The 26,245-nt window shown below is 68.8% G+C and carries 34 protein-coding genes and 2 tRNA genes; 14 read left to right on the forward strand and 22 right to left on the reverse strand.

Annotated features, from left to right (window positions below):
• Positions 1 to 6: 6 nt before the first annotated feature.
• Positions 7 to 261 carry a hypothetical protein gene (locus OG205_RS23120; RefSeq protein WP_330270194.1) on the reverse strand — a complete coding sequence of 85 codons (255 nt, stop codon included), beginning with the start codon at positions 259 to 261 and terminating at the stop codon, positions 7 to 9.
• 159 nt (positions 262 to 420) lie between these two features.
• On the opposite strand from OG205_RS23120, the gene OG205_RS23125 reads away from it, so the two are divergent.
• From OG205_RS23125 to OG205_RS23145, 5 genes are all read left to right on the forward strand, one after another.
• On the forward strand, positions 421 to 1,293 hold the full coding sequence (locus OG205_RS23125) for a hypothetical protein (RefSeq protein ID WP_330270195.1): 873 nt from the start codon (positions 421 to 423) through the stop codon (positions 1,291 to 1,293).
• Between the two features lie 92 nt (positions 1,294 to 1,385).
• Positions 1,386 to 1,748, forward strand: a complete 363-nt coding sequence (locus tag OG205_RS23130) for a hypothetical protein (RefSeq protein ID WP_330270196.1) — start codon at positions 1,386 to 1,388, stop codon at positions 1,746 to 1,748.
• The gene (locus OG205_RS23135; protein WP_330270197.1) at positions 1,745 to 1,876 is read left to right on the forward strand and encodes a hypothetical protein; all 132 of its coding nucleotides are present in this window, start codon (positions 1,745 to 1,747) and stop codon (positions 1,874 to 1,876) included. The genes OG205_RS23130 and OG205_RS23135 overlap by 4 nt, the downstream gene beginning before the upstream one ends.
• Positions 1,877 to 1,880: 4 nt before the next feature.
• Positions 1,881 to 2,552, forward strand: coding sequence for a response regulator transcription factor (locus OG205_RS23140; protein ID WP_330270198.1), 672 nt, complete (start codon positions 1,881 to 1,883; stop codon positions 2,550 to 2,552).
• On the forward strand, positions 2,549 to 3,880 hold the full coding sequence (locus tag OG205_RS23145; RefSeq protein ID WP_330270199.1) for a HAMP domain-containing sensor histidine kinase: 1,332 nt from the start codon (positions 2,549 to 2,551) through the stop codon (positions 3,878 to 3,880). Before OG205_RS23140 ends, OG205_RS23145 begins: the two co-directional genes overlap by 4 nt.
• Here the strand turns inward: OG205_RS23145 and OG205_RS23150 are convergent.
• From OG205_RS23150 to OG205_RS23160, 3 genes are read right to left on the reverse strand one after another with little or no spacing between them, the layout of a single operon-like run.
• Positions 3,836 to 4,456, reverse strand: coding sequence for a hypothetical protein (locus OG205_RS23150; protein ID WP_330270200.1), 621 nt, complete (start codon positions 4,454 to 4,456; stop codon positions 3,836 to 3,838). The two genes, OG205_RS23145 and OG205_RS23150, sit on opposite strands and share 45 nt — an antisense overlap.
• Before the next feature lie 16 nt (positions 4,457 to 4,472).
• Positions 4,473 to 5,342, reverse strand: a complete 870-nt coding sequence (locus OG205_RS23155) for an exodeoxyribonuclease III (RefSeq protein WP_330270201.1) — start codon at positions 5,340 to 5,342, stop codon at positions 4,473 to 4,475.
• Positions 5,343 to 5,373: 31 nt separating this feature from the next.
• The gene (locus OG205_RS23160; RefSeq protein ID WP_442916833.1) at positions 5,374 to 6,486 is read right to left on the reverse strand and encodes an MFS transporter; all 1,113 of its coding nucleotides are present in this window, start codon (positions 6,484 to 6,486) and stop codon (positions 5,374 to 5,376) included.
• Between the two features lie 75 nt (positions 6,487 to 6,561).
• Here OG205_RS23160 and OG205_RS23165 point away from each other — a divergent pair, with 75 nt between their 5' ends.
• On the forward strand, positions 6,562 to 7,293 hold the full coding sequence (locus OG205_RS23165) for an AraC family transcriptional regulator (protein ID WP_330270203.1): 732 nt from the start codon (positions 6,562 to 6,564) through the stop codon (positions 7,291 to 7,293).
• On the opposite strand, the gene OG205_RS23170 is transcribed toward OG205_RS23165, so the two are convergent.
• Complete coding sequence (locus OG205_RS23170) at positions 7,290 to 7,991, reverse strand: SDR family NAD(P)-dependent oxidoreductase (protein WP_330270204.1); 702 nt, start codon at positions 7,989 to 7,991, stop codon at positions 7,290 to 7,292. The two genes, OG205_RS23165 and OG205_RS23170, sit on opposite strands and share 4 nt — an antisense overlap.
• 110 nt (positions 7,992 to 8,101) lie before the next feature.
• On the opposite strand from OG205_RS23170, the gene OG205_RS23175 reads away from it, so the two are divergent.
• Positions 8,102 to 8,659, forward strand: a complete 558-nt coding sequence (locus OG205_RS23175; protein ID WP_330270205.1) for a TetR/AcrR family transcriptional regulator — start codon at positions 8,102 to 8,104, stop codon at positions 8,657 to 8,659.
• A gap of 39 nt (positions 8,660 to 8,698) precedes the next feature.
• Here OG205_RS23175 and OG205_RS23180 read toward each other — a convergent pair whose 3' ends face one another.
• Both OG205_RS23180 and OG205_RS23185 read right to left on the reverse strand, forming a co-directional pair.
• A complete protein-coding gene (locus tag OG205_RS23180) occupies positions 8,699 to 9,130 on the reverse strand; it encodes a hypothetical protein (RefSeq protein WP_330270206.1) in 432 nt (143 codons plus the stop codon).
• Positions 9,131 to 9,254: 124 nt separating this feature from the next.
• Positions 9,255 to 9,329, reverse strand: a tRNA-Ile gene (locus OG205_RS23185).
• A gap of 85 nt (positions 9,330 to 9,414) precedes the next feature.
• Here OG205_RS23185 and OG205_RS23190 point away from each other — a divergent pair.
• Positions 9,415 to 9,876 (forward strand): GNAT family N-acetyltransferase, encoded by a 462-nt coding sequence (locus tag OG205_RS23190; RefSeq protein WP_330270207.1) that lies wholly within the window; start codon positions 9,415 to 9,417, stop codon positions 9,874 to 9,876.
• Here OG205_RS23190 and OG205_RS23195 read toward each other — a convergent pair.
• Both OG205_RS23195 and OG205_RS23200 read right to left on the reverse strand, forming a co-directional pair.
• The gene (locus OG205_RS23195; protein WP_330270208.1) at positions 9,831 to 10,688 is read right to left on the reverse strand and encodes an oxygenase MpaB family protein; all 858 of its coding nucleotides are present in this window, start codon (positions 10,686 to 10,688) and stop codon (positions 9,831 to 9,833) included. The two genes, OG205_RS23190 and OG205_RS23195, sit on opposite strands and share 46 nt — an antisense overlap.
• 70 nt (positions 10,689 to 10,758) lie before the next feature.
• Positions 10,759 to 10,831 (reverse strand) — tRNA-Asn (locus OG205_RS23200).
• 143 nt (positions 10,832 to 10,974) lie between these two features.
• Here OG205_RS23200 and OG205_RS23205 point away from each other — a divergent pair.
• A complete protein-coding gene (locus OG205_RS23205; RefSeq protein ID WP_330270209.1) occupies positions 10,975 to 11,280 on the forward strand; it encodes a hypothetical protein in 306 nt (101 codons plus the stop codon).
• 6 nt (positions 11,281 to 11,286) lie between these two features.
• On the opposite strand, the gene OG205_RS23210 is transcribed toward OG205_RS23205, so the two are convergent.
• From OG205_RS23210 to dnaG, 3 genes are read right to left on the reverse strand one after another with little or no spacing between them, the layout of a single operon-like run.
• Complete coding sequence (locus OG205_RS23210; RefSeq protein ID WP_330270210.1) at positions 11,287 to 12,027, reverse strand: trans-aconitate 2-methyltransferase; 741 nt, start codon at positions 12,025 to 12,027, stop codon at positions 11,287 to 11,289.
• Between the two features lie 24 nt (positions 12,028 to 12,051).
• A complete protein-coding gene (locus tag OG205_RS23215; RefSeq protein WP_330270211.1) occupies positions 12,052 to 12,552 on the reverse strand; it encodes a hypothetical protein in 501 nt (166 codons plus the stop codon).
• Positions 12,552 to 14,441, reverse strand: a complete 1,890-nt coding sequence (gene dnaG / locus OG205_RS23220) for a DNA primase (protein WP_330270212.1) — start codon at positions 14,439 to 14,441, stop codon at positions 12,552 to 12,554. The genes OG205_RS23215 and dnaG overlap by 1 nt, the downstream gene beginning before the upstream one ends.
• 26 nt (positions 14,442 to 14,467) lie before the next feature.
• Here dnaG and OG205_RS23225 point away from each other — a divergent pair, with 26 nt between their 5' ends.
• The gene (locus OG205_RS23225) at positions 14,468 to 15,340 is read left to right on the forward strand and encodes a sigma-70 family RNA polymerase sigma factor (protein WP_442916834.1); all 873 of its coding nucleotides are present in this window, start codon (positions 14,468 to 14,470) and stop codon (positions 15,338 to 15,340) included.
• Between the two features lie 111 nt (positions 15,341 to 15,451).
• On the forward strand, positions 15,452 to 16,078 hold the full coding sequence (locus OG205_RS23230) for a dioxygenase family protein (RefSeq protein WP_330270214.1): 627 nt from the start codon (positions 15,452 to 15,454) through the stop codon (positions 16,076 to 16,078).
• A 1-nt stretch (position 16,079) separates the two neighbouring features.
• Here the strand turns inward: OG205_RS23230 and OG205_RS23235 are convergent, their stop codons facing one another.
• Together OG205_RS23235 and OG205_RS23240 are read right to left on the reverse strand one after the other, a co-directional pair.
• Complete coding sequence (locus tag OG205_RS23235) at positions 16,080 to 16,892, reverse strand: class I SAM-dependent methyltransferase (RefSeq protein ID WP_330270215.1); 813 nt, start codon at positions 16,890 to 16,892, stop codon at positions 16,080 to 16,082.
• Between the two features lie 4 nt (positions 16,893 to 16,896).
• On the reverse strand, positions 16,897 to 17,454 hold the full coding sequence (locus tag OG205_RS23240) for a carboxymuconolactone decarboxylase family protein (RefSeq protein WP_319978601.1): 558 nt from the start codon (positions 17,452 to 17,454) through the stop codon (positions 16,897 to 16,899).
• An 85-nt stretch (positions 17,455 to 17,539) separates the two neighbouring features.
• Here OG205_RS23240 and OG205_RS23245 point away from each other — a divergent pair, with 85 nt between their 5' ends.
• On the forward strand, positions 17,540 to 17,716 hold the full coding sequence (locus tag OG205_RS23245; protein WP_157512840.1) for a hypothetical protein: 177 nt from the start codon (positions 17,540 to 17,542) through the stop codon (positions 17,714 to 17,716).
• Here OG205_RS23245 and OG205_RS23250 read toward each other — a convergent pair.
• The 5 genes from OG205_RS23250 to OG205_RS23270 are packed head-to-tail and all read right to left on the reverse strand — an operon-like array spanning position 17,713 to position 21,729.
• A complete protein-coding gene (locus OG205_RS23250; protein ID WP_330270216.1) occupies positions 17,713 to 18,231 on the reverse strand; it encodes a Scr1 family TA system antitoxin-like transcriptional regulator in 519 nt (172 codons plus the stop codon). The genes OG205_RS23245 and OG205_RS23250 overlap by 4 nt on opposite strands.
• A gap of 51 nt (positions 18,232 to 18,282) precedes the next feature.
• Entirely contained in the window at positions 18,283 to 18,777 is a 495-nt protein-coding gene (locus tag OG205_RS23255; protein WP_330270217.1) for a serpin family protein, read from the reverse strand.
• On the reverse strand, positions 18,774 to 19,781 hold the full coding sequence (locus OG205_RS23260; protein ID WP_330270218.1) for a serpin family protein: 1,008 nt from the start codon (positions 19,779 to 19,781) through the stop codon (positions 18,774 to 18,776). Before OG205_RS23260 ends, OG205_RS23255 begins: the two co-directional genes overlap by 4 nt.
• Positions 19,782 to 19,825: 44 nt before the next feature.
• Positions 19,826 to 21,064, reverse strand: coding sequence for a deoxyguanosinetriphosphate triphosphohydrolase (locus OG205_RS23265; RefSeq protein WP_330270219.1), 1,239 nt, complete (start codon positions 21,062 to 21,064; stop codon positions 19,826 to 19,828).
• Complete coding sequence (locus OG205_RS23270; RefSeq protein WP_319978606.1) at positions 21,064 to 21,729, reverse strand: YdcF family protein; 666 nt, start codon at positions 21,727 to 21,729, stop codon at positions 21,064 to 21,066. Before OG205_RS23270 ends, OG205_RS23265 begins: the two co-directional genes overlap by 1 nt.
• A gap of 60 nt (positions 21,730 to 21,789) precedes the next feature.
• Here OG205_RS23270 and OG205_RS23275 point away from each other — a divergent pair, with 60 nt between their 5' ends.
• Both OG205_RS23275 and OG205_RS23280 read left to right on the forward strand, forming a co-directional pair.
• Positions 21,790 to 22,521 carry a peptidase E gene (locus tag OG205_RS23275; protein ID WP_330270220.1) on the forward strand — a complete coding sequence of 244 codons (732 nt, stop codon included), beginning with the start codon at positions 21,790 to 21,792 and terminating at the stop codon, positions 22,519 to 22,521.
• A 16-nt stretch (positions 22,522 to 22,537) separates the two neighbouring features.
• The gene (locus OG205_RS23280; protein WP_330270221.1) at positions 22,538 to 23,413 is read left to right on the forward strand and encodes a serine hydrolase; all 876 of its coding nucleotides are present in this window, start codon (positions 22,538 to 22,540) and stop codon (positions 23,411 to 23,413) included.
• Here OG205_RS23280 and OG205_RS23285 read toward each other — a convergent pair.
• Genes OG205_RS23285 through OG205_RS23295 form a run of 3 tightly spaced genes read right to left on the reverse strand, consistent with a single transcriptional unit; the run spans position 23,403 to position 26,237 of the window.
• On the reverse strand, positions 23,403 to 24,266 hold the full coding sequence (locus OG205_RS23285; RefSeq protein ID WP_330270222.1) for a hypothetical protein: 864 nt from the start codon (positions 24,264 to 24,266) through the stop codon (positions 23,403 to 23,405). The genes OG205_RS23280 and OG205_RS23285 overlap by 11 nt on opposite strands.
• A gap of 36 nt (positions 24,267 to 24,302) precedes the next feature.
• Positions 24,303 to 24,809: a hypothetical protein gene (locus tag OG205_RS23290; protein WP_330270223.1), complete on the reverse strand. Its 507-nt coding sequence runs from the start codon at positions 24,807 to 24,809 to the stop codon at positions 24,303 to 24,305.
• 42 nt (positions 24,810 to 24,851) lie between these two features.
• Complete coding sequence (locus tag OG205_RS23295; protein ID WP_330278209.1) at positions 24,852 to 26,237, reverse strand: glycine--tRNA ligase; 1,386 nt, start codon at positions 26,235 to 26,237, stop codon at positions 24,852 to 24,854.
• Positions 26,238 to 26,245 lie beyond the last annotated feature (8 nt).

The following is a 26,245-nucleotide window of genomic DNA, read 5'->3' on the forward strand; positions in this document are numbered from 1 at the left end:
GTCGTTCTACCGCGTGCACGTTCTGGCGTTCATCGCCGCGATGCTCGTCCGGTAGGCCCGGACGAACTGACGATTCGCCGCGGTGTCCGGCGGTGAGGCCACGCATTGGTGCAACCAGCACCGATGCCGGCTGCACGTCACGCGGGCCTCGGGATCGAGGCCGAGCTCCTCAGCCAGGTCTTCGGCGTTGAGAACCGCCGTCAGCGTCGTGTCCACGACCTCGGAGGAAGTAACCAGCCGCAGGTGCGTGCGTCGCCTCATAGGCACAGAATGCTCGCACCGGCCAGAGCAGGTATACCCGGATTTATACCTGTTCAATCGCGTCTTCCGCAGAATTCCATTCGACACCGGCCCCCTTTTCAGCAGACCGTGCGCGCCCTAGGCTCGGATTCCAACGGCGGCGGCGCAGAGGTGTACTCCATGGCGGATCCTGCGTTCTTCCCTCCTCCGCACTCCAGCCGCATCGGCACGAGCGACGTGGAGCAGCTGGAGGCGCAGACCCGTTCGTTGCGCTCGGTCGACTACCAGTACGGCGGAGGGGCGTGCCGCGACGCCGTCGTCGTGCGGATCTATTGGGCGCAACAGCTTCTGACCGCCGAGGCCTCGGACACCGTGCGGGCGCGCCTGCTGTCCGCCGTCGCGGATCTGCACAACCTGGCCGGGTGGACGTCGTTCGACTGCGGTCAGGTCGGGGCCGCTTACCACCATTTCGACCGTGCGCTGGATTTGGCGCGTCATGACGAAGACCTGACGACCAACATCGTTTATCGGCGTGGGCGCGTGCATCTGCATCACGGCGCACCGGGCGATGCGCTGGCTTACTTCCAGAGGGGTGCTTTCGCGCCGTTGGCGTCGAGCATCATGTATTTGAACGAGGCGTGGGCGTACGCGCGCCAAAGCCGTTCCGCCGAGGCGTTGCGCGCGCTGGGCAAGGCACACGACTCGTTCGCCTCCGCGGACCCTGAACGCGCGCCGGACTGGGTGCGGTTCCACGACGAGACGGACCTGACCGCGATGACCGGCACGATCCACGCCGAGCTCGGCGACACCCGGCTGGCGATTCCGGCGTTGTCGGCGGCGATCGAGAGGTTCGGGCCGGCGATGGCGCGCAGCGGCACGTTCTGCCTGATCGCGCTGGCCTCGTGCCACTTCCTCGACGGCGACCTCGACGAGGGGCAGGCCGTGGGGCTGCGGGCGGTGAGCGCGGCGGAGGAGCTGCGGTCGGAACGGGTGTGGGACCGGTTGCGGCCGATGGCGCAGGCGGCGGCCACGCGCGGGATCTCCCTGCGTTGACGTTGCCGCGCTGACGTTGCCGGGGTGATCTTTGCAGAACCCGAACATTCGGCGGACCGTGCTCTGATCGTGGGCGGTCATCGTTCTGTGCCATGAACATTTCGCGAATCGGTGGGCTCGTTCTGGGGATGCTGCTGCTGGGCGCGGGGACCGCGTCGGCGCAGGAACCGATCACGATCAGCCCGGAGAAGGTGCAGCAGATCTGCTCGAACCGCGTGCCTCGCGTCGAGGCCAAGGTCAAGGCGCTGACGGACAAGATCAACGGCAGTCCCGAGACCCTGGGCTCGAAGAAGTGGATCGAGCAGAAGGCCGCCGACGCCCGCAAGGCCGGCAACACGGCCCGCGCGGACGTCCTGGACGCACGGCTGAAGCTGCGGGACGCGCAGCTCGTGAAGCTGGCGAAGGCCGGCGAGCGCGTCACCAAGTTCAAGTCCGAGCACTGCGGGTCCAAGTGAGGTGGGTCGCGGCTCTGGTTCTGCTGGTGTCGCTGACGGCGTGCCGGGGTGAGGCGCCGGTGTCGGACCTCGATGATGTGGAATCAACGCTGAACAGCATCGAGTCGGACATCAACCAGCCGGGGTGAACGCGTGGAACGTGGCCTGGTGCTCGTCGTGGAGGACGAACCGGCGATCGCCGAACTCGTCGCGCTGTACCTGAGGCGCGACGGCTTCGGCGTGCACCTGGAGTCCTCGGGGGACGCGGCACTGGCCGCGGTCCGGTCGCTGTCGCCCGTGGCGGTCGTGCTCGACGTAGGCCTGCCCGTGCTGAACGGCATCGAGGTCTGCCGGGCCATGCGCGCCGCCGGTGACTGGACGCCGGTGCTGTTCGTGACGGCCCGAGACGACGAGGTGGACCGCTTGCTCGGGTTGGAACTGGGCGCCGACGACTACATCACCAAGCCCTTCAGTCCACGCGAACTGGCACTGCGCGTGCGCACGGTCCTACGTCGCTCGTCCGGCCCCGCGCCGGACGTTCTGCAGGTGGGTTCCGTACGGCTCGATGTCGGCGAACGGCGCGCGTTCGCCGGTGCTGACGAGGTGTCGTTGACGTCGACGGAGTTCGGGCTGCTTTCGTACCTGATGAAGAATCCACGTCAGGTGTTCTCGCGCGAGCAGCTGCTGTCCGCCGTGTGGGGCTACTCGTCCGTGGCCGGCACACGGACCGTTGACGTCCACATAGCCCAGCTACGAGCCAAGTTCGGTTCGTTGAGTCCAATCAGGACAGTGCGCGGCGTCGGCTACTCGGCGGACGCGTCGTGAACCTCGCCGGCCGGATCGCGTTGCTGTGCCTGGGAGTCGCGTTCGTGGCCGTGGTCGTCGCCGGCTTCGTGTCGCTGCGCCTGGTGCTCTCGACCTCGCAACAGGTGAGCCGCGAGTTCCTGCGCTCCCAGGCCGACGTCGTGGCGGGCCAGATCTCGAACAACCGCGTGGAACAGATCCTGGAGGGCCAGGACATCGCGATCGTCCGGATCACCGCCGCCGGCGACGTCACGGGCGCCGATCGCGCCGCGGTCCGCGCGGTCCGCGCCGTCGGCTACCGCGAGGTGCTGTCAGGTTCTCCTGTGTCCGGGGCGAGCGGCCGTCTGAACGTGGAAGCCCGTCCGTCGGGGGCGGGCGGCTTCGCCCTGGTCCAGGAGACCGAGACCACCGGCACCTACCGCAAACTGGTCCGCAACATCCTCGGCGCCCTGGGCATAGGCCTGGCCGTGGCCTGCCTCGCCGGCCTCGCCCTGGGCACGTTCCTGTCTCGCCCGCTACGCCGAGTCGCCTCCGTGGCCCACGCGATGAGCGCGGGCCGCCGAGACCTCCGAGTCCCGGTGGCCGGCACCCACGAACTGGCCGAGGTGAGCACGGCCGTCAACTCGCTCGCGGACGCGTTGCAACGCAGCGAATCCCGCCAACGCGACTTCCTGCTCTCCGTCTCCCACGAACTCCGCACCCCGCTCACCGCAGTGACGGGCTTCGCGGAATCCCTGGCGGACGGCGTCGTCTCCGGCGCACAGGTCGCCCCTGTGGGCACCGTGATCCTGGAGGAGTCCCGCCGCCTCGACCGCCTGGTCACCGACCTGCTCGACCTGGCCCGCCTGGGCGCGGACGACTTCCGCCTGGACATGGCGACCGTGTCCCTGGAACCCGTCGTCCGCACGGCAGCCGAGGTGTGGCACGCCCGCTGCCACGCCCGAGGAGTGACCTTCGTACTGGACGTGTCGTCCTCGCCGGTGGTGCAGGCCGACGCCCGGCGCCTACGGCAGGTCATCGACGGCCTGATGGAGAACGCGTTGCGCGTCACCCCTGCCGGACGTCCCGTCGTGCTCGCGTTGTCGTCCGTGCTGGAGGTGCGGGACGGCGGCCCCGGCTTGGCCGCCGAGGACTACGCCGTCGCGTTCGACCGCGGGGTGCTGCACGCGCGCTACCAGGACTCTCGGCCTGTCGGGACCGGCGTGGGGCTCGCGTTGGTGCACGGGCTGGTTACGCGGATGGGTGGGACGATCACGGCCGGGCCCGCCGCGGAGGGCGGGGCCGCCTTCACCGTGACGCTGCGGTCAGGACCTCAGCATCCGGGACGGGAACACGACGCGGCCGGCTGACGGCAGGGCCGCGCCGTCCGGCGACGCCGCCGCGACGTTCCAGATCTCTTGCAGGGCAACGAACAGCTCGTCGATCTGCCTTCCGGTGCGGGCGCCCAGCGAGTTGCTGCGTTCCCAGTCCACCTCGCGCCAGGTGCCGTCCGACACTCGGCGTGCCGCATTGGCCAACGGCCGCAACGAGGCCTGCAACCGGTGCTCGAGCCCTTCGCCGACGGCCTTGACGCCCAGCCTGTCGATCGCCTCGGCAGCCGGTGGCAGCTGCGACCACCCCACCACCACGACCCGGTGCCAGATCTCGGGAGGGAACGTGTTCGCCAGGTGGTGGCTTTCGCCGATCGCGAGGTCCTTCAGCCTGCGTCCGGCCTCCAGCGTCTGCCCGACGTACAGCAGTCCCCACTGCAGCCACACCCCGTAGACGGCAGGCCCCGTCAGACCGCCGGCCAGCGCTTGCCCGAGCTCGTGGGCGAACGTGTACCGGTGCCGGCGCCAGGCGAGCGCCGTGTCCTCGGTCGCGGCGACGTCGCGCATCGCGTGCCACCAGCGGTCGAAGGGGACGTCGGGTACTCCGGGGTCCATCTGATCAATCTAGTGGTCACTTCGCCTGCGGCAGCTTGACCTTCTTCTTCGAACCCGGCGAGGACGGCGGCGGCACCACGGGCCCGATGTCCCCGTCAGGAGCCTCGTCCAGGTCCACGATCACCGGCGCGTGGTCGCTCGGCCCGGTCCCCTTGCGGGCGTGCCGGTCGATCCAGGCGGCCTTGGTCCGCGGCGCGACGGAGCTGGACGCGAGGATCAGGTCGATCCGCATGCCGAGGTCGCGGTGGAACATGCCGGCCCGGTAGTCCCAGTAGCTGAAGATCCGCTCCGTCGGCCACCGGTCGCGCACGACGTCGTGGAATCCCAACGCTTCGATGGCCTGCAAGGCGGCGCGTTCGGGTTCGGTGACGTGGGTCTGGCCGATGTAGGCCTCGGGGTCGAACAGGTCGGCGTCGGCCGGCGCGATGTTGATGTCGCCGCACACCAGTGCGTCAGAAGGCCCTGCCTCCAGCACGTCGCGCAGGGCGGCGAGCCATTCGAGCTTGTACTTGTAGTGGTCCGACTCGGGCTCACGGCCGTTCGGCACGTACAGCGAGTGGACGCGCACGCCGCCGCACGTCGCAGCTACGGCGCGGGCCTCGACGTGCGGGAAGCCCGGTGCGCCGGCTACGCCTACAGCTACGTCTTCCAGGCCCACGCGGGAGAGGAGGGCCACGCCGTTCCACTGGGTTTCGCCGAACAGCGCCACCTCGTAGCCGCGTTCCTTCAGGGCGTCTCCGAGCAGGGCGGTGAAGGCGTCGTCGGCCAGCTTCGTCTCCTGCAGGCACACGACGTCCGGCTGTCGCTGGTCGAGCCACGGCAGCAGGCGGGGCACGCGTTGCTTGACGGAGTTCACGTTCCAGGTCGCCACTCGCACGCGCTCCACGGTAGTCACAGCGGCTAGAGCCCGCATCGAGCTACACGCGCACAGGTGATCGCAAACCGCGTGCGGCCACCCACGCGACGATGGGCAGCACTACGAGAGACAGCAGGCCCCACTGGAGGTTCGTAGCGCTCGCGACGGCACCGACCACCGGCGATCCCAAGCCACCGACGCTGACGGCGAGGCCCAGCGTGACGCCGCTGGCGGTGCCGAGACGGTTGGGCAGGTAGTCCTGGCCGAGGGTGACGTGCAGCGAGAACGGCACGTACAACGCCACGGCAGTAAGCGCCACCATCAGGTACACGGCAGGACCGGGCACCAACGCGACGCCCGCGACGGCAGGTATCGCAGCCGCGTAGGACACCTGCAGAACCCGGACGCGCCCGAACCGCCCGGCCAGCACGCCGCCGAGCAACGTGCTGGCGGCACCGGCCCCGAACAGCACGACCAGCGCCGCCGCGCCGGCCGCCGGACCGCCGCCGACCCGTTGCGTCACCCAGATCGCGAGGAACGTCCCGAGCCCGAACGTCACCATCGACCGCGCGACGATCACCGCGGTCAGCCGACCGAACTGGCCCCAGTCGTCGCGACCCACCACCACCGGGACCGCGGCCGAAGCGCCGTGCACGCCACGCAAAGCAGCGAACGTCAACACGCCTCCCACCAGCGCGGGAACGGCGAGCAACGGGCTCCACGCGAGCCCGCCGAACGCCAGCACCGGCGTGACGAGCACCGGTCCCAGCGCGAACCCGACGTTGCCGCCCACCGCGAACCAGCTCATGCCGACGTGACTGTCCTGCGCGACGCGACGCGCGAGACGAGCGGCTTCCGGGTGGTACGCGGCGACGCCGAGACCGGACAACGCGATCGCGAGCCACGTGAGGACGTACGAGTCGCTCAGCCCGGACAACCCGATGCCCACACCCGCCAGCGTCATGCCCACGGGAACCAGCCACGGCATGGGCCGCCGATCCGTCAGCACCCCGAACAACGGCTGCACGACCGACGACAGCAGCGTCGCGGCGACCGTGATGCCGGCCGCCGCGAGATAGCTGTAACCGCGTTCGAGCACGAAGAAAGGCACGATTGCCGGCACCGCGCCCTGGTAGAGGTCGTCCACCGCGTGACCGGCGACCAGGACCGACATCCGCCAGCGAGAGTTGTTCACGTACCGATCGTGGCCCCGTCCGGTACGTTCGCGATTCCGATATTCTGCCGATGTATGTCGAATTCTCGCCATCTGCCGGCGGCGCCGACCACGAGCCGCGACCTGGCAGCCGCCAGTGGTGTCAGCGCGCACTGGCACGACGAACACCAGATCGTCTACGCCAGCCGCGGCGTCGTGGCCGTGCACACCGAGACGTCGAGATGGATCGCGCCCGTGCACCGTGCGTTGTGGATCCCGTCCGGCGCCGTGCACTCGCACCGCGCGTACGGCGTCACACGGCTGCACTTCCTCGGCCTCACGCAGAATCCGTTGAAGCTCCACGAGCCGACAGCTCTCGCAGTCTCGCCACTACTGAGAGAACTTCTGATCACCTACACAGAGCTCACCGACCGAGAAACCCCTGCGGGCAAACGAATGCGCTCGGTGCTGCTCGACCAACTCGCCACCGCGTCCGAACAACCCGTGCGCGTCCCCGCCGCCCACGACCCCAGGCTCGCGGCGGTCTGCGCGACACTCGAGACCGCCCCCTCGGACGCACGCGGTCTCGAAGCGCTGGGACGGGAGGCCGGCGCGAGCGGCAGGACGCTCACCAGGCTGTTCCGCGACGAGATGGGCATGACCTTCCCCCAGTGGCGCACGCAGCTGCGGCTCTACCACGCCCTGCGCCTGCTGGCCGAGGGCCAGCCCGTCACCGCCGTGGCTCTGCAGTGCGGATTCGCGACCGCGAGCGCGTTCATCGACGTCTTCCGCCGCTCACTCGGCCACACCCCCGGTTCGTACCTCTAGAGAACGTTGAACACCTCCTCCGCGCGGTCCCGCTTCACGAACATCTGCCACGCGGTCTCGGCGATGTCGTCCGGGTCGAGCGTGTGTCCGGCCAGACCCCCGAACTGCTCGGGCCTGGACTCGACCAGCTTGTGGATGTCGCCGCGTTCGACCACGCCGCCGATGGTGAGCGTGCCCGCGTAGGCGCCCTTGTCCGCGAGCGCCGCGTTGAGCGTCAGCGCGTAGTTCCGCAGCGCGGCCGACGACAGTGCGAGAGCACCGAGCACCGGCATCGGCAGCACCGAACTCAGTCCGCCGGCGAACAGCAGCCCGCCTCCGCGCTCGACCACGCCCGGCAGCACGTGCTGCGTGACGTCGATCGCCGGGTAGAGCCAATCCATGGCGGCACGCGCCTCGTCGGACGTGGTCGTCGTGATCTCACCGGGCATGTCGTTCAGGTCGGTCGCACCCGGCCCGTAGTAGGCGACGTCGACCGGCCCGATCGAGTCCAAAGTGGACGACAGCTGTACGCGATCACGCACGTCGGCCGCGAACGCCCGCGCTTTCACCCCCGCCTCGGCAAGCGAAGCCAGGTAGCTCTCGTGCCGCTGGGCGCTGCGCGAGATCAGCACCACGTCGTAGCCCTCGCGACCGAACCGGTGCGCGATGGACATGCCGAGCCCAGGGCCGACCCCGAGCACAACTGCGGTGGGAGACATGGGTTTCGTCCTTCCGAACGCTAATTCGAGGTAACCCTCGACTTACCGGACCGACGCTACCACAAAACTTGAGGGCACCCTCGACTTAACCCACGAGTAGGATCCCGCCCATGGTCACCGCGTCGAAGCCCCTGCGTGCGGACGCGGCACGCAACCGGGAGAAGCTGCTGGCAGCGGCCACCCAGCTGTTCGCGGAACGCGGCCTCGACGTCCCCATGGAACACATCGCACGCCGCGCGGAAGTCAGCATCGGCACGCTCTACAAGCACTTCCCGACCCGCGAGGACCTGGTGTCGGCGATCTTCCCGGAACGCCTCGCCGCCCTGGACGTCATCGGCGAGAAGGCCCTGGTGGACCAGGACCCGTGGCACGCGTTCGTCGTCTACCTCGAAGACCTCTACGCCCTGCAGGCAGAAGACCGCGGACTCAACGACATCCTGGCCCGCGACCTCCCGAACGCCCCGGAAGTCGTCTCAGCCTGTCACCGCGGCGCGGGCCACGCCGAGACCCTGATCATGCACGCCATCGCCGGCGGCGGCCTGCGTCCTGATTTCTCGATCACGGACATGGCCACGCTGACCAGGGCCATGGCCCAGGTGATCCGCGATTCTCCCGGCGAGTGGCGCCGCTTCCTGTCGATCTACGTCGACGGCCTGCGCGCGCAGTAGATCTTGTGGGGAAGGTGGGGCGCGAACCCACGACCTTCCCTAATAGTCCAGTTCGAAGTCGCGGTGGTCGTCGGGGTCGACCGACGCGACGAGCTTGTTCCCCGGCTTCAGGCTGGGGTCGTATCTGGCGTCGTGCTCGATCACGAACTCGGGCACGTCCGGGCCCTTGATCAGGAGCCGGACGCGGACCGTGGGGTCCTCGCTGATCGGCTCCACCGACAGGACCACGGCGATCGCGGGCAGACCCACCGCGTCCAGACGCAGCAGCCGCCGCTTGGCGCGCTCGGTACCGCGCCACACGGCGATGCCCAGCGGCAGCATCACCACGGTGAGCACGATGCCGACGGTGCCACCGTCGTTGGCCGCGTAGACGATCGGTCCGGTGACCATCAACGCCACGGCGAAGAGGTGCGGGAGCACGTTGTTGCCCCGGTTGGCCCCGCGTACTTCGACGAACCCGTCCTCCGCCATTCCGGCACCTTAAGCGAGTCGCGGGGTGCGGTGGGCCGGGTTGGCGCGAGTACTGCTGGACGGCGACATGGACAGACGATCAATCCTGGATCTTCGAGGAGCCCCGTCGCACTGGTAGTTCTAGTGGGGAAGGTGGGGCTCGAACCCACGACCTGACGGATTATGAGTCCGCTGCTCTGACCAACTGAGCTACTTCCCCCCGCTCACGCTGCGTCGTGGAGGATACCGATCACGCCGAACGGCCCTTGCGCACCCCCGTGGCGAGCGACACATAGGCTGGACACGTGCGTTTGACCCTCCGCGACTTCACCCCGGCGGACGAGCCCGGGGTGCTGGCGCTGTTCGCCGACTGCGACGACTGGTTCCAGGCTGCCACGGGCCATCCTTCTGGACCCGGTGATGTGCAAAGTCTCTTCTACGCGTTGCCCGAGGGTGCCGCGTTCGAGCAGAAGCACCTGCTGGTCGCGCAGGCTCAGGGCATGATCGGGTTCGTGGACCTCGTGGTGGACCACCCCGCGCCGGGCCAGGCCGACATCAGGTTCTTCCTGGTGCCGAAGGACCTGCGCCGGTGGGGCATCGGACGGGAGATGGCACGGGCGCTCACCGAACGCTTTCCCGAAGTCACGCGCGTGCACGTCCGGCTGGACGACTTCAAGCCCGGCAACGAGTTCCTGAAGGCGATGGGCTTCGTGCTCAACGGTCAGCGGGCGGTGCTGGAGGTCGCGCCCAGGTCCGACGGCCGGTAGCCGCGCGGGTAGCCCGGATAGGTGCGGTTGGGGGTGCTCGTGAGCTTGAAACCCTTCCGCACCGGCATCTGACGCACCACGAAAGCCCTCAGGCGCAACGCCTGCCGTCCTACGGCGCCGACCCACGAAGGCGGGGCGGTGAAGCCGAACGCGCGGACCATCGCCGGATCCAGCATCGCGACCACGGCTCGTGCGACCACAGGACGCGCCACGGACGGATACCACGAGCAGAACAGGTCGAGCGTGTACTGGCCGATGCGGCGGTTCGACGGCGCGAACACGAAGTGCTTCTGCTCGTAGGCCGTCTTGAACGCCAGGAACTCGTCGTAGCCGGCCGGGATGTCCCGGATTCCCATGCGGGTGCCGACCGCGCGGTAGAAGTGGAAGCCCGCCAGCCGTTCGTTGTGCGTCAGCGGGCGCCAGCCGTAGCGCTGGAGCCAGTCGATCGGGTCGTAGACGAACGTCGCCAGCACGTAGCGCATGTCGTCGTTCGAGATGTCGTAACGGCCGTGCTGGCGGTTGACCACGCGCAGCGCCTCACGTCCGCGCGGGGAGTCGTAGCCGTGCTCGACGAGTTCGGCCATCAGGATCGCGGTGTCGTCGTAGCGCTTCTGCGGCCGCCGTTCGAACTCGCCGGTGCGTTCCAGCAGGCCCGAGATCGTCGGGACGCAGTACGTGCGGAACAGCGCCATCTCCAGCGACTTCTGGTAGTCCCACGGGAACTCCAGGCCGGCCGAGATCCGCATGATCTCCTCGTGGTCCGCGACCGGGTCCAGCGAGGAGATGCGACGAAGATTCGCGTAGCGGGCCATGCACCCCAAGCTGAAGCAAACCCGCACAAAGCGAAAGACCCCAGTCGGTGGACTAGGGTCTAGGCGGTAGCTCCCCCAACTGGACTCGAACCAGTAACCCTGCGATTAACAGTCGCATGCTCTGCCAATTGAGCTATGGGGGAATGTTCGGTTGTTCTAGCTCGTCAGGCTTGGTTCCTCCTGACAGTGGGTAACTCTACATGAGCCTGGAAAGGGGTTTTGCAGGTACCCCCCACTTGGCCGCAACACAGACTCTGACCAGGCACGATGCGAGAGGAGACGTCACATGAAGGGCATCTTGGTCGGCGCGGCGATCGGCTACGTGCTCGGCGCGAAGGCCGGACGAGAGCGTTACGACCAGATCGTGCGCCTCTGGCACCGCTTCACCGCGAACCCGACGGTGCGCAAGACGGCGGCACAGGCGAAGGACAAGGCGTTCGAAGCCGCAGTTCAGGCCAAGGATCTGGCCGCGGACGCTGCGGGAAAGGCCGCGGACGCCGCCGGAAAGGCAGCGGAGAAGGCTCCGTGGCGCCACCAGGAGGAGGAGACCAACGGCAAGGCCTACACGCCTCCGGTGACGCCGCGAACGTGACGGGACTCACACCTGCGCTACCGCGAAGATCCGCCTGAACGGGAACCAAGTGGCGCCGTCGGCTCGCTGGGGATACGCCTCACGCAGCCGCGGCGCCAGTTCCGCGACATAGGCCTCCCAGTCCGTTGAGGACAGTGCCGCGCGCACCGGCCGCAAAGCCGTGCCAGTCACCCATTCGAGCACCGGGTCCGGTCCGGTGAGCCGCTGCACGTACGTGGTCTCCCAGACGTCCGCGACAGCGCAGTCACCGAGCAGGTCCGCGTAGTCCACAGGGTCCAGAACCGGTTTCTCCGCACGGAAAACGTGCGCCAACGCCTCCCCCGCCACCTCACGGATCAGGCGGTGCGAAGGGTCCGCGTAGTTGCCGGGGACCTGGAACGCGAGCCACGCGCCGGACGGCAGCGCCGCGATCCACTTGGACACGATCGTGGGATGTGACGCGACCCATTGCAGGACCGCGTTGGACACCACGACATCGGTGTCCGGCAACGGTTCCCACGTCGTCACGTCGTCCACGCGGGCATCGACGCCGGCCGCCCGCGCCGCCTCGACCATCTCCGGCGACGAGTCGAACGCCTCGACCACGGCCGAAGGCCACCGCGAGGACAGCGACGCGGTCAGATTGCCGGGCCCGCAGCCCACGTCCACCACGCGGCGAGGCTCCGAAGCCCGCACGCGCGCCACAAGTTCGTAGAACGGCCTCGCACGGTGATCGGCGAAGGCCAGATACTGCGCCGGATCCCACATACGACTAACAGTACACGCGTACTGCTAGCGTGCCAGCCCCTCGGCGAACACCGCCACGGCCGAGCGCACGTCAGCGAGATCCACGCCCGCATCCCCGCGCGCCTGCCACACAACGCCGTCACGGCCGGGGATCTTGCGCTGCAGAATCCACACGCCGGGCGACTCGACGCGTTCCCGCACCCGGATCGACCCCTCGACGCGCTGGCTGATCGCCCGCAGCACCCGGCGCGGGTCGTCCAGCGCGAACCGTTGCGCGGGAAGGTCTTCCAGCAACACCACGGCGCCCTCGGTGGAGGCCTCGACGGCCTCGACCACCCGCAGCGCGCCCTCCCACTTCACCTTGCTGATCAGGTGCCAGCCGATCCGCCGCGGCGACTCGCCTGGCACCCACAGCCCGAGCGACGTCGCCACCAGGTGACCGCCGGTCTGCACAGGCGCGTGCGCGATCACGGTCTCGTCGCGCTCCAGCACACCGGTGAACCCGTCCGGCGCGCCATCGCCGAACACCCGTCGGAACAACCCCACTACAGCACTCCAGCACTCTGCTGCAGGAGCGCCTTGCGGTACTCCTCCATCGCCACCAGGTCTCCCCACAGCGCCCGGTACTCGTCGGCGTCCTTGATCGGGGACAGCCGTCGCAGGCGCGACTTCACGTCCTCGACCTGCTTGCCGACCTGCACCTCCTGCAGCCGCGCGATCACCATCGACACGTAGCGGAACTCGTCGTTCTGCTTGACCGCCAACGGTTCCACGGCGAGTTCGGTCATCACCGACCGCACCGACGCGTGCGAGCACGACTGCGAGATCGCGTCCAGGTACGCGGAGCCCTCCAGCCCGCAGGAGGCGCCGCCGGCCTCGCGGATGGCCCGGTGCAGCGCCACGTACGCCGGGTCCGTGAAGGACTCGTCCGGCAGCGAGTCGTACAGCGGCCCCGCGTACTCGGGCAGCCGCAGCGCGATCTTGAGCACCTCCCGCTCGAAGATCAGCCTCGGGTCGCGCGGGTTCGGCCGGGCCGGGCCGTCGACCTCCACGCTCAGCGCGATCTGGTTCGGATCGGCCCGTTGAGGGGTCGCGACCGGCGTCTTGCCGCTGGAGACCTGACGGACCCGGCGCACGACCATCGCCTCGTCGTCCCAGCCCACCCACCAGGCCAGACGCGTCGCGTACCCGTCGCGCTTGGCCCTGTCCTTGATCTGCCCGACGAACGGCACCATCTTCTTCAAAGCCTCGACGCGGCCGTCCACCGAGTCGAGGTCGTACGCCTTGAGCTGGGCCTTGATCGCGAACTCGATCAGCGGGATGCGCCGCGCCACCAGGTCGCGCACGGCCACGTCGCCCTTGGCCTGCCGCAGTTCGCACGGGTCCATGCCGTCCGGCGCGACCGCGATGTAGGTCTGCGCGGAGAAGTGCTGCTCCCCCTCGAACGCCTTGAGCGCGGCCTTCTGGCCGGCCTCGTCACCGTCGAAGGTGAAGATGACCTCGCCGTTCACGTCGTCGTCGATCAGCAGCCTGCGCAGCACGTTCATGTGGTCCGTGCCGAACGCCGTGCCGCAGGAGGCGACCGCCGTCGGCACGCCGGCCAGGTGCATCGCCATCACGTCGGTGTAGCCCTCGACGATGACCGCCTGCTTGCGCTTGGCGATCTCGCGCTTGGCCTGGTCGAGCCCGAACAGCACCTGCGACTTCTTGTAGATCATCGACTCGCTGGTGTTGAGGTACTTCGCCTGGATCGGGTCGTCGTCGAAGATCCGCCGCGCGCCGAACCCGACGACGTCGCCGCTGATCTCCTTGATGGGCCACAGCAGCCGCCGGTGGAACCGGTCGATCGGCCCCTGCTTGCCCTCCTTGACGAGCTGTGACTTGATCAGTTCCTGGAGCTCGAACCCACGCCCCAGCAGGTGTTTGGTGAGCTTGTCCCAGCCGCCGGGCGCGAAACCGCAGCCGAACTGGCGGGCGGCGGCCTCGTCGAACCCGCGCTCGGCCAGGAACTCCCGCGCCTGCTGCGCGTCGGGCGTCGCGAGCTGCTCCGCGTAGTACTCGGCGGCCACCTTGTGCGCCTCGATGAGCCTGCCGCGCGTGCCCCGGTCGCGCTGGATCGTCGCGCCGCCGCCCTCATAGGTGAGGTGGATGCCCGCACGGTCCGCGAGCCGCTCGACGGACTCCACGAACGACAGGTGCTCGACCTTCATCACGAAGGCGATCACGTCGCCGCCCTCGCCGCAGCCGAAGCAGTGGAACGTGCCGTGCGACGGGCGCACGTTGAACGACGGCGTCTTCTCGTCGTGGAACGGGCACAATCCCTTGAGCGCGCCCCCGCCCGCCCGCTTCAGCGAAACCTGGTCACCGACGACCTCGTCGATCCGGCTGCGCTCACGCACCAATGCGATGTCGCTTTCCCTGATGCGTCCTGCCACGTCTCTGAGTCTAATGCCCTGGCAAACTGCCAAGCGTGACCACCGCTGACGTCTTCGGACTCCACCGGACGCACCTCATCGGCGTCGCCTACCGGCTGACCGGCAGTCTCGCCGACGCCGAGGACGCCGTGCAGGAGGCGTGGCCCCGGTTCGCGAAGGCCGACGGCGTGAAAGACGCCCGTGGGTGGCTCACGACCGTGGTGAGCCGCATCTGCCTCGACCGGTTGCGCTCGGCCGCCGTGCGCCGCGAGACGTACGTCGGCTCGTGGCTGCCGGAGCCGTTGCTCACGACCGGTGAGCAGGACGACCCGCTGGAGAGCGTGGTGCGTTCCGACGGCGTGCGGATGGCGGCGCTGGTGGTGCTCGACCGGCTCACCCCGGACCAGCGCGTGGCGTTCGTGCTGCACGACGCGTTCTCGTTGCCGTTCACCGAGATCGCCGAGGTGCTGCAGGTCTCGGAGGCCTCCGCGCGCCAGCACGCGTCCCGTGCCCGCAAGGCCGTCGCGGACGCCGAACCGCCGCCCCGCGCGGCGCTGGCCGAGCAGCAGGAGGTGCTGGAGAAGTTCCTGCGGGCCATGGCGAACGGGGACCTCGACGCCGTGCTCGCCCTGCTGCACCCGGACGCGGTGATGATCGGCGACGGCGGCGGCAAGGTGCGCACCGCGGTCCAGACGGTCACCGGCGCGGACAAGGTGGCGCGCTTCTTCCTCGGTCTCATCCGCAAGTACGGCTTCCCGGAGGAGCACCGGCCGGTGTTCGTCAACGGTGAGCTCGGCTTCACCATGCCGGCGTACGGCGACGTGACGGCGCGCGTGACGTTGTTCACCGTGCACGAGGGCAAGGTCGTGGCCGTCTACGACATCGCGAACCCGGACAAGCTCACCCACGTCGCGTTCTGACGGGTTTTGGTCTGGACCGTAACTGGAGCCGGGATCGTTTCGTCGCTAACGTCCTGTCCGCTGGTCCAGCCCAAGCCCCCTGCCGCGGGTTGCAACCACCGGAGTTCGAACATGCCCGAACATGACAACCCCTCACGCCGGGCGTTCCTGGCGACCGGTGCGGCCGCTGTGGTCGCACTGACCGCCGCCGGCACCACCACGGCGCGCAGCGCGCCTCTCCCCCTGACCCCGACCTGCGTCGATGACGACGACACCCCGTCGAACATCGAAGGTCCCTACTTCAAGCGGAACTCCCCGCAGCGCACGAACCTGCGCACCCCCGGCGTCACCGGGATCGTGCTCAGCATCACCGGGTTCGTCTACACGATGAAGTGCGCGCCGATTCCCAACGCACTGCTGGACTTCTGGCAGGCGGACGACCGGGGTGTGTACGACAACACCACGTTCAAGATGCGCGGCCACCAGTTCAGCAACGCCTCCGGCGCGTACGTGCTGGAGACGATCGTGCCGAAGGACTACCCGGGCCGCACCCCGCACATCCACGTCAAGGTGCAGGCGCGGGGCGGCCCGATCCTCACCACGCAGCTGTTCTTCCCGGACAACCTCAGGGCGTACGGGATGAACATGCCCTACCTGAACCGGCGCGACGCCTACCTCGACCGCGAGTGCGAGGTCGAGCTCGGCCCGCTCGTCGGCAACCGCTACACCGCCAAGTTCGACTTCGTCATCGACTCCTGAACTACCACCGCAGTCGCAGCAGCTTCCCGACGTCGCGGAGCTTCGGGATCGCGCTGACGACCTTCATCTGGATCCTGCCGGACCTGGGCAACGCGTCCAGGTGCGGCAGGTCCACGCTGCGCCAGGCGTCCACTGTGGTCAGTCCGGGACGCAGTGCCTCGATCTCGCGAGGATCGTCGACGCCCCAGTGCAACACCGCGCCGGCGTTGCGCACGGCCGGCACGAGCTTCTGCAGCTTGATTCCCCACGAGCCGTACACGTCGAACAGCAGCTCACCACCGGCGAACCGGTGGGTGATCCGGCTGATCAGCGCATGGCCCTCCGCCTGCGTGAGATACATCGAGAGGCCCTCGAACACCGCGACGACCGGACGGTCGGCGGGCACCTCGGCGAGCCACGCGTCCTCGGTGACCGACGACGCCACCAGCCGGTAGTCGCCTTGGGGCGTGGGCAAGAGCTTGTGCCGCAACGCGACGACGTCCGGCATGTCGACGTCGATCCACCGCACGGTGTCCGGCCGTTCGATCCGATGCGCGCGAGTGTCCAGCCCACAGGCCAGATGCAGGACCGTGCAGGAGGGATTGCGCCGGAGGAACTCGCGGGTCCAGTCGTCGAGCACCCGCCCCCGGATGGCGACGCCGACCGCCGACGTCGTGTTCATCCCGGTCTTGCCGAAGTCGTAGTCGATGCGATCGACGGCGCGTTTGGCCTCGGTGTCGTGCAGCACGGACGCGGGGCGCTCGCTGTCGAGCGCCCTGCCGTACAGCGTGGCGAGCATGGTCTCCTGCGCACCCGTCAGGGCGATCTTCTCCACCGCTCTAGTTTGTCGGTACGCGGCAGGCATCACCACTGGTGAAGCCCTGGTCCTTGATGTCGAACGCGCTGTTGAACCGGGCCCGCTGGTTCTCGAGCGCGATCTGGTAGGTCAGCGCGATGAGTTCCTTGCGCCCCAGCAAGTTCTCCAGCTCCGCGACCTGCTCGTCGGTGACGGCGACGGGCGTGTCGGTCATCGCGTCGGCGTAGGCGAGCGCCTTGCGTTCGAGGTCGGTGAACAGCGGTGAGGTGGCGTACTCGTCGATGTGCTTGAGGCGTTCGATGTCGAGGCCTCCGTGCTTCATCAGCATGGCGCCGAAGTCCACGCACCACGAGCAGCCGAGCTTCACCGCCGTCCGGTAGACGCACAGCTCGAACAACGGCCCGTGGATCGCCTTCTTGACCGCCAGCTCGTGGCGACCGCTCGCCATCAGCAGTTTCGGGTGGTGCGCCATCACCGTGACGGGCTCCGGCACCGCCCCGAACTCACGCCGCGCGAACCAGTACACGGCCTTGAGCAGCGGGCCCGCGTCCTTCTTCGTGATTCCCTTGATCCTCGTCATTCCCTGTGGACGAGACAGTCCACCGGAACGTGACAACACCTTTGGGTGACTGGGTTGCGAGGCGGCCAGCTCATAGGGTCCATCCATGAGCAACGACTTCGTGCTGGACATCGACCACGAGTCGGCCGGCCTGCTCGCGGGAACATTGCTGGCAGGCGACTCGTGCGCGGTTCCGGTGCGGCACCAGAACGTCAAACTGCTGCTGTGCGCGCTTCCGGGCGAGGACGGTATGCGGCTGTTCCTGCGCCGCAACACCCCTTAGCGGTCGTAGACGGCCACGTACTCCATCAGCACGTCACGCGACCGCTCGTTGTCGAGAGCGACGGCGTGCATGCGCTGAAAAATGGCCACGGCCCGTTCCACGGTCGCGGTGTCACTGGCGAGCGTCCAGTTCGCGAGGTAGACCAGCGGCGGCTCGTGCTCGTACTGGACGAGCGCGTAGTCGAGCCCGACGGCTGCCGCCCCGCCCGCGCTGGCCGGCACGATCCGGATCGACGGCGCGTGGAACAGCAGGTGCAGGACCTGGTCCTCCATCAGCCGGTTGCCGCCGACCACGGTCTGCAGCGCGTACTCGTGGATGAAGAACACGCACTGCGGTAACACGCCGTCGCGCTGCAGCTCCGGCGTCGGCGCCAGGCCCAGCGCCCTGGCCAGCGCCTTCGCGTAGCACTCGGTTCTGAGCAGGACGGGAATGGTGACGCCGCTGAAGCAGGTGATCTGGGTGGCGCCCGCCGCGGCGAGCACGACGAGCTGCTCGCCGGCACCGTGCTGGGTCATGCTGGAACGGTAAAGCCATGATCATGATCTCGCCGTGCGAAACGCTCGTCATCAGGGCGAATGGACCCCGAAAGTGGTCACGGCGGTCGCGGCAGCGCCTTCCAGGCCCTGTTCGTCGAGGCGCAGCACGGCCTCGTGGGTCACCGCGCTGACGAACAGCGGGTCAGGCGAGAGCCCGCCGAGGTCGGCTCCGGGAGTGAACATCGTGCCCACGCCGAGCCGCTCCAGCGTGTCCCGCGGTTCGAACTTCTCCCGAACGTCCACTTTGGGCAGTGACAGCTCGACGGCGGTGCTGTCACGCACGTCGAACGCGGACGGCGGCAGCGGCTGCTCCAGAGACTGGTTCGGCAGCAGCACCAGCGCCTCCACCTCCGACCCGGCGGGCAACGCGATCGTCTGCCAGCCCTCGGTCCTGGCCGAGCGCGGCCAACGGGTCGAACACGTCGACCAGCAGGCGACGGAGAACTGCGACCAGCACGCGTTGGCATCGGGATCGGGCACGGCGACGCGGTGGAGGTCCAGCGCGAAGGTGGTCTGACCGGTCAAGGACGGGCGACCTGCGCGAGGAAGTAGATCGCGCCGGACCGCGCGTGCCGCACCGCGACCAGGAACGGCCGGTCGACGGTCACCACGATCGGGTCCACCGGGATCTCGATCGACACCGTCCGGAACGTGACGGCGGTGGCCGCCGCGCCTTCGAGGCCCTGCTCGTCCAGGCGCAGCACGGCCTCGTGCACGACGTCGTCGACGAACATCCGCTCGTCCGGTGAGAGGCCGGAGAAGTCGGCGCCGCGCGTGAACATGCGCTCGACCCCCAACTGCCGCAACGTGTTCTTGAGGTTGAACCTCGCCCGTACGTCCACTTTGGGCAGTGAGAGTTCGAGCCGGGTGAAGTTCTGCGCGGCGAGCACGGACGGGCTCAGCGGCTGGTCCAGCGACTCGTCCGGCAGCAGGATCAGCGTCTCGACGCCCGAGTCGGCGGGCAGCACGATCGTCTGCCAGCCGTCGTGGCGGGCGTAGCGGAACTTCTCGGTCACCTTCATCGTCGGCACGTCCACGTCGCCGCCGGGCGCGTGGAAAGGTTTCGCGGCGGTCTCCCAGTCGGAGAACGGGTTCAGCCAGCCGACCTTGAGGTACAGGGCGTTCACGATGATCGCGGCGGCGTCCGCGGGCGGCGCGTCCGTCAGCAGTTCGGGGATCAGGCCGCGGGTGGTCTCGGCGACGTCGGTGTTGACGAGCTTGCGGACCGTCGCGGGGTCGGAGAACGCCGTGCGCCGCACCGAACCGGCGAGCGAGAAGCCGGGGTCGATCGTCAGGTCGTCGTCGGCCCACAACGTGTTCGCGACGGCCAGTTCGGGCACGTCCGTGGCGTCCGAGGCGTCGAAGTCCCGCAGCAGGCCGTCGAGTTCGGCGCGGGTCTCGCCGCGGGCGGCTTCGCGGGCCAGTGCGAGGGCGCTGGCCACCGAGAACGGCGACCAGCACGCGTTCGACGACGGATCGGGTACGGCGACGCGGTGCAGGTTGAGGGCGAAGTCGGCCTGGTCGGTCACAGATTCTCCCCGAGGATCGGACTTCGGCACGGACCCCCTCGAACCTACGCCGATGCGCGGTGCCAGGCCACGGCCTGCGCGTCGGTGAGCAGCGCGACCTGGTCGATGACGACGCGAAGCCTTGCGGCGTAAGAGGAAGCGGCCGCGAACACCGGGCGGAACGCCGGGTCGAGCAGCGTCGGGCGCTCCATCAGGCGGGCGACGAGATCGGTGATCAGGTCGCGCTGCTTCGCCTGCATGGCCAGGCGCGCCGGGTCGCTCATCACGTACCGGACGGCCATCGCCTTGAGCAGCGCCACCTCCGCCGCGACCTGCTTCGGGACCTCCAGCGCGGCGTTGTACCTCGTCAGCGACCCGTCGCCGTGTACAGCGCGGGTCGCGGTGACGGCGGCGGAGGCGAAGCGGCCGACCAGTTCGCTGGTGAGGTTCTTCAACGCCACCTGCGCGCCGAGCGAGCCGTCGTACTCGCGGTCGGTCCAGTACTCGATCACCGGCAGTTTCAGCAGTTCCTCGGCGGTGGCTTCGAGCGTGGCCACGGACTCGTCGGAGAACGTCTTCGCGGCGAGCGACGCGATGGCGCCCCGTTCGTCGGGACGGGCGAGCGCACCGAGGCTGATGCGGTGGGCCAGCACGCCGTCCTCGACGTCGTGCACCGAGTACGCCACGTCGTCGGACCAGTCCATCACCTGCGCCTCGATGCACCGCTCACGGTCCGGTGCGCCCGCACGCATCCACTCGAACACTTCGAGGTCGTCGTCGTACACGCCGAACTTCACGATGCCCGGCGTGCGCGTCCACGGGTACTTCGTCGACGCGTCGAGCACGGCACGTGTGAGGTTCAGTCCGTGCGCGGTCTTGGGTTCGAGGCGAGCGAGGATGCGGAACGTTTGCGCGTTGCCCTCGAACCCGCCGCACGGACCCGCGAGTTCGTTCAACGCCCTCTCGCCGTTGTGCCCGAACGGCGGATGCCCGATGTCGTGCGCGAGGCCGGCCGTGTCGACGATGTCGGGGTCGCAGCCGAGTTCCTCACCGATGCCGCGGCCGATCTGCGCGACCTCCAGCGAGTGCGTCAGGCGCGTGCGCGGCACACCGGTGACCTCGGAGCCCTCACCGGGGCCGACGACCTGGGTCTTGCCGGCGAGCCTGCGCAACGCCGCGGAGTGCAGCACGCGGGCACGGTCACGGGAGAACGGCGTGCGCGTGTCGGTGCGGGCGCCCGGCAGCGCGGCGCTCTTGGGGTCTTCGGAGAGCAGGCGCTCCGCGTCGTGGCCGGTGTATCCCATCAGCCGATTTTAGGGAGCTTGAGCTCGTCGAACACGCCCGCGTGAGCCTTCATCAGGCGGTAGTACAGCAACGCTCCGGTCTCGCGCTTGATGTAGAACCACTGCGTCTCGCGCGTCTGCACGTTCGGACCGCTGCGGGTCGGCGACGTCCAGGCGTGCAGACCGGCGTCCTCGGCCATCGTGCGGGCGCGCAGCGAGTGCCACGGGTCGCTGACGATCACAGCGGTCTTCAGGTCGCGTTCCTTGGCGACGGACGCGACGGCCCGCAACGACCCGAGCGTGTCCGCGCCCTCGCCGACCTGGAGCACCCTGTCCTCCGGCACACCGCGCTTGACCAGCCACAACTTGCCGACCTGGCCCTCGGTGAAGTTGTCACCGGGCTGCCGGCCACCGGTCGTGGCGATGTAGCCGACGACGCCCTCCTGGTAGAGGCCGAGCGCGTGCTCCAGGCGTGCCGCGAGCACGTCGGACGGGACGCCGTTGTACTGCGCGGCACCGAGGACGATCGCCATGTCGGCCTTCGTCCAGTCGTCGACGCGGGCGACCTGCCAGACGCGGAACGCCGTGCCGCCGCCCACGAGCACGCCGATGACCAGCGCTCCGAAGACGAGGCGCAACACGATCCGGCGAATCCGGGCGAGGGGCTTGAGGGGCGTGGTCCGCACACCATGCATGCTCCCAGACCGGGCGGGTGCCGCGTTGACGCCCCTGCGAGGATCATCGTCATGCCTGCTGAGCAGCCCACCATCCTCGCCACGTCCGGAGGTCTGCGCTCCGGACGCCGGACCGTCGTCGAGTTCAACAAGCTGATCCACTTCGCCCTCGACCTCTCCGGCGTCGACGGCCGCACACCGCGCCTGTGCCACGTCGGCACCGCGGGCGGCGATCAGCGGAACATGAACGCGAACATGGCCGAGGCGGGCAAGGTCGCGGGCGTCGACGTGTCGATCCTGAACCTCTTCACGATGCCGCCGACCGACGACCTCGAGGACTACGTGCTGTCCCACGACGTCGTCTGGGTGGGCGGCGGTTCGGTGGCGAATCTGCTCGCGGTCTGGGAGGTGCACGGCCTCGGCGCGGTCTTCCGCAAGGCGTGGGAGGCCGGCGTGGTGCTCAGCGGCGTGTCGGCGGGCTCGATCTGCTGGCACACGGGCGGCGCGACGGACTCGTTCGGCCCGGACCTCCGGATCGTCACGAACGGCCTGGGCTTCCTGCCCTACGGCAACGGCGTGCACTACGACTCCGAGGAGCAGCGGCGTCCGAAGATCCACAACGCGGTGGCCGCCGGGGTGCTGCCGACGACGCACTGCACCGACGACGGCGTCGGCCTGCTCTACCGGGGCACCGAGCTCGTCGAGGCGGTGACGGAACGGCAGGGTTCCGGCGCATACGTGGTGGTCAGGGAGGATTCTTCAGCAACCGCACAGGAGGAAAAGCTCGACACCAGGCTCCTGTGAGACGGACCTTGGAAGTGTGCGCTGGGCTCTGATCCTCTTCCTCGTGGCGGCCGTGTTCGTCGTCCCGGAGGCGGCGCCGTGCCACGCGCACGGCAAGCCGTCGGCTGATATATCGCGTGGTCCTGATGTATTGGATACCGGTGACGGCTCACTGGATCCCGGCGACGCCGATATATCGGATACGGGCTCGTCGTCGTCGGCGATATCCGATATATCAGCCGCTGACATTTCGGATGTCGCGGCCGCGGGTGGCTCGTCCGACGTCGGCGTCGCGGTGCTGGACCTCCAGACGAACCAGGTCGTCTCCGAGCAGGGCGACAAGCCGTTCTACTCGGCGTCGCTGGCGAAGCTCATCCTCGCGTTCGACGCGTTGCACCAGCAGCTGTCGGCAGGCGACACCGACCTCATCGACCGCGCGCTGAGCGCGAGCGACGACAACGCGATGGACGTGCTGTGGACGAGGTTCGACGGCATGGACGCCATCGGCCGCGTCGCCGCCGAAGCGGGCCTGACCGGCACTCACGCCCCGGACGATCCTTCGCAGTGGGGAGAGGTCGTCATCACCGCGAACGACATGGTGCGGCTCTACCAGCACATCCTCGGCTCACCGGAGCGCGACGCGATCGTCGGCGCGCTGTCGAAGGCGCCCGCCACCGCCGCCGACGGCTTCGACCAGGCGTTCGGGCTGCTCGGGGTCACCGGCGCCTACGCCAAGCAGGGCTGGATGTACTACCTGCCGAGCGAGGTCTACCTGCACAGCGCGGGCGTGCTCGACGACCGCTACGCCGTCGCGGTGCTCACCACGAACCCGACCGGTTCCTGGACCACGGCCAGGCAGTCGATCAACGCGGTCACCACGGCCGTCCTCGCGAAACTCGGCGTCAACGGCTGACCCGCCGGGTCTCCTGCCACGGCCGGTCCCACATTCCGGTGAACTCGCGCACCACGAGAAGCGCGATCACCAGGAGCACGACCGCGCCGAAGATCAACCCGCCGACCAGCATCCCCGAAGCGCCACCGATGGACCCGGCCTTGGCCACCGCGTACCCGCAGGCGCCGGGGAGGACGAGGTACGCGGCGACGTTCCTCCGCCGAGCCGCGTAGACGTCCTGCACGCGCACCAGCAACACGCCGAGCAGCACCGGCGTGAGGGTCACCAGCAGGCCGGGGAGTTCCAGCACCAGCCAGAGCGGCGGTGCCGTGAACGCCACCGCCAGCACCCCGGCCGACAACGCGACACCCGCCGTGACGAGCACTGTGCCGAGCACCCTGATCCGCTGGGCGGGCGCCTCGGCCCCGGAGTCCGGCACGATCGGCCCGAAGGCATCGACGACGATCATGTGCACGGCACGGCTGCCCAGCACCACGAGCGCCAGCGCGGTGACCACCGGGATCGCGAGCACGATCACGAACACGAATCCCACGAGGAAGTATCCGGACCCGCCCGCCGGCTCGAGGCCGAGCCCGAACCAGTAGAACGGGAAGAGGAGCGACAGCGCGGCCCCTTCGAGCACGACGAACACGTGCCGCAGGCGAGCGGCCGATGCCTCGTCGGTGATTCGCGTGGCCACCACTCCGCCCGCCACCGCGCACAGGCACACCAGCCCGCCACTCACCGCGGCGCCCAGGAGGACCTGCGGGTTCCCGACGTCGGCCAGCGCCGAGGACACCACCACCCAGGCGACCAGCGCCACACCCACCGCGGCCTGCACCAGGCCGCGCCTCCTGATCTGTTCCCCCGTCACGCCTCTCTACACGCGAGAGCGCCCGGGATTGTTGCCTCAGCCGACCCGCAACACCTTGCGCGCGGTGAAGAACGCGACGCCGCCCAGCACGACGAGCAGGCCCAGCACCGCGAGGTACACCGCCGACCCGACCGTGAGGGGAACCGGCCGAGTCGTCACGTTCAGCGCCATCACCTCGGCGAACCAGGCGACCAGCACGCAGAAGATCGCGCCGCCCCACCACGCCCCGAGAAGGCGGCGGACCAGCCGAGCCCCGTTCACGTCGACGAACTCACCTCGAGCGCACGACCGAGCCGTCACGAGACTCACGCCGGACAAGATCCCGCAGAACGCGCCGATCCCGGCCGTCATCACGCCGATCACGTTGATCGGGCTGTGGGAGGACGGCAGGTTCAGCCCGATCACGACCAGCGCGACACCGAACACCAGCGCCAAGCCGATGAGCGGCAGGCCCGTCAGCGCCAGCCGCGTCCTGATCCGCTCGACGCGCGGCGCGGACACCCACACCCACGCCGGTACCGGCCCTTGACCGATGATCATCATTTGCCGGCCTCGGCCACTGCTCTCCCGAACTGAGCGGCCTGACTAGCAGCCGATCAGGCGTGCGGCGAGGTACGACTCCAGCTGGTCCATCGCCACGCGCTCCTGCGACATCGTGTCGCGCTCCCGCACCGTCACGGCGAGGTCGGTGAGCGTGTCGAAGTCGATCGTCACGCAGAACGGCGTGCCGATCTCGTCCTGACGGCGGTAGCGGCGGCCGATGGCTCCGGCGTCGTCGAAGTCGACGTTCCAGTTGCGGCGCAGGGCCGTCGCGAGGTCGCGGGCCTTGGGCGACAGGTCGGCGTTGCGCGACAACGGAAGCACGGCGACCTTGACCGGCGCGAGACGGCGGTCGAGCTTCAGCACGACGCGCTTGTCCACGCCGCCCTTGGCGTTCGGGGCCTCGTCCTCGGAGTAGGCCTCCAGCAGGAACGCCATCATCGGGCGGCCGACACCGGCGGCGGGTTCGATGACGAACGGCTTGAAGCGCGAGTTCGTGGCCTGGTCGAAGTACGACAGGTCGACGCCCGAGTGGTTCGAGTGCGTCGTCAGGTCGAAGTCGGTGCGGTTCGCGATGCCCTCGAGCTCACCCCACTCCTGGCCGCCGAACTGGAAGCGGTACTCGACGTCGACGGTGCGCTTCGAGTAGTGCGACAGCTTTTCCTTCGGGTGCTCGTAGTGACGCAGGTTCTCCTTGGAGATGCCCAGGTCCGTGTACCAGCGGGTGCGCTCGTCGATCCAGTACTGGTGCCACTCTTCGTCCGTGCCCGGCTCGACGAAGAACTCCATCTCCATCTGCTCGAACTCGCGGGTGCGGAAGATGAAGTTGCCCGGCGTGATCTCGTTGCGGAACGACTTGCCGATCTGACCGATGCCGAACGGCGGCTTCTTGCGCGACGTCGTCTGCACGTTCAGGAAGTTCGTGAAGATGCCCTGCGCGGTCTCGGGGCGCAGGTAGTGCAGGCCCTCCTCGGTCTCGATCGGACCGAGGTGCGTCTTCAGGAGCCCGTTGAACATCTTCGGCTCGGTGTAGGTGCCGCGCACGCCGCAGTTGGGGCACGGCACGTCGGAGACGTCGCCCTCGGCGACCTCCTTGCCGGTGCGCTCCGCGTACTCCTCGGACAGCGTGTCCGCGCGGAACCGCTTGTGGCACGACTCGCACTCGACGAGCGGGTCGACGAACGCCTCGACGTGACCGGAGGCGACCCACACGTCACGCGGCAGGATCACCGACGAGTCCAGGCCCACGACGTCCTCGCGGCCGCGGACCATGAAGTTCCACCACTGACGCTTGATGTTGTCCTTGAGCTCCACGCCGAGAGGTCCGTAGTCCCATGCCGAGCGGGTACCGCCGTAGATCTCCCCGCACGGGTAGACGAACCCCCTGCGCTTGCAGAGGCTGACAACGGTCTCGATGCGATCGGCGGGCAAGGGGAACT

This window comes from Lentzea sp. NBC_00516 (genome assembly GCF_036346835.1).
In the GTDB taxonomy this organism is placed as follows: domain Bacteria; phylum Actinomycetota; class Actinomycetes; order Mycobacteriales; family Pseudonocardiaceae; genus Lentzea; species Lentzea sokolovensis.

Coding starts and splice junctions, on each gene's coding strand:
- OG205_RS23120 (WP_330270194.1), bottom strand. CDS start 261: ATGAGGCGACGCACGCACCTGCGGCTGGTTACTTCCTCCGAGGTCGTG.
- OG205_RS23125 (WP_330270195.1), top strand. CDS start 421: ATGGCGGATCCTGCGTTCTTCCCTCCTCCGCACTCCAGCCGCATCGGC.
- OG205_RS23130 (WP_330270196.1), top strand. CDS start 1,386: ATGAACATTTCGCGAATCGGTGGGCTCGTTCTGGGGATGCTGCTGCTG.
- OG205_RS23150 (WP_330270200.1), bottom strand. CDS start 4,456: ATGGACCCCGGAGTACCCGACGTCCCCTTCGACCGCTGGTGGCACGCG.
- OG205_RS23160 (WP_442916833.1), bottom strand. CDS start 6,486: ATGTCGGTCCTGGTCGCCGGTCACGCGGTGGACGACCTCTACCAGGGC.
- OG205_RS23165 (WP_330270203.1), top strand. CDS start 6,562: ATGTCGAATTCTCGCCATCTGCCGGCGGCGCCGACCACGAGCCGCGAC.
- OG205_RS23170 (WP_330270204.1), bottom strand. CDS start 7,991: ATGTCTCCCACCGCAGTTGTGCTCGGGGTCGGCCCTGGGCTCGGCATG.
- OG205_RS23175 (WP_330270205.1), top strand. CDS start 8,102: ATGGTCACCGCGTCGAAGCCCCTGCGTGCGGACGCGGCACGCAACCGG.
- OG205_RS23180 (WP_330270206.1), bottom strand. CDS start 9,130: ATGGCGGAGGACGGGTTCGTCGAAGTACGCGGGGCCAACCGGGGCAAC.
- OG205_RS23195 (WP_330270208.1), bottom strand. CDS start 10,688: ATGGCCCGCTACGCGAATCTTCGTCGCATCTCCTCGCTGGACCCGGTC.
- OG205_RS23205 (WP_330270209.1), top strand. CDS start 10,975: ATGAAGGGCATCTTGGTCGGCGCGGCGATCGGCTACGTGCTCGGCGCG.
- OG205_RS23210 (WP_330270210.1), bottom strand. CDS start 12,027: ATGTGGGATCCGGCGCAGTATCTGGCCTTCGCCGATCACCGTGCGAGG.
- OG205_RS23230 (WP_330270214.1), top strand. CDS start 15,452: ATGCCCGAACATGACAACCCCTCACGCCGGGCGTTCCTGGCGACCGGT.
- OG205_RS23240 (WP_319978601.1), bottom strand. CDS start 17,454: ATGACGAGGATCAAGGGAATCACGAAGAAGGACGCGGGCCCGCTGCTC.
- OG205_RS23245 (WP_157512840.1), top strand. CDS start 17,540: ATGAGCAACGACTTCGTGCTGGACATCGACCACGAGTCGGCCGGCCTG.
- OG205_RS23250 (WP_330270216.1), bottom strand. CDS start 18,231: ATGACCCAGCACGGTGCCGGCGAGCAGCTCGTCGTGCTCGCCGCGGCG.
- OG205_RS23265 (WP_330270219.1), bottom strand. CDS start 21,064: ATGGGATACACCGGCCACGACGCGGAGCGCCTGCTCTCCGAAGACCCC.
- OG205_RS23275 (WP_330270220.1), top strand. CDS start 21,790: ATGCCTGCTGAGCAGCCCACCATCCTCGCCACGTCCGGAGGTCTGCGC.
- OG205_RS23290 (WP_330270223.1), bottom strand. CDS start 24,809: ATGATGATCATCGGTCAAGGGCCGGTACCGGCGTGGGTGTGGGTGTCC.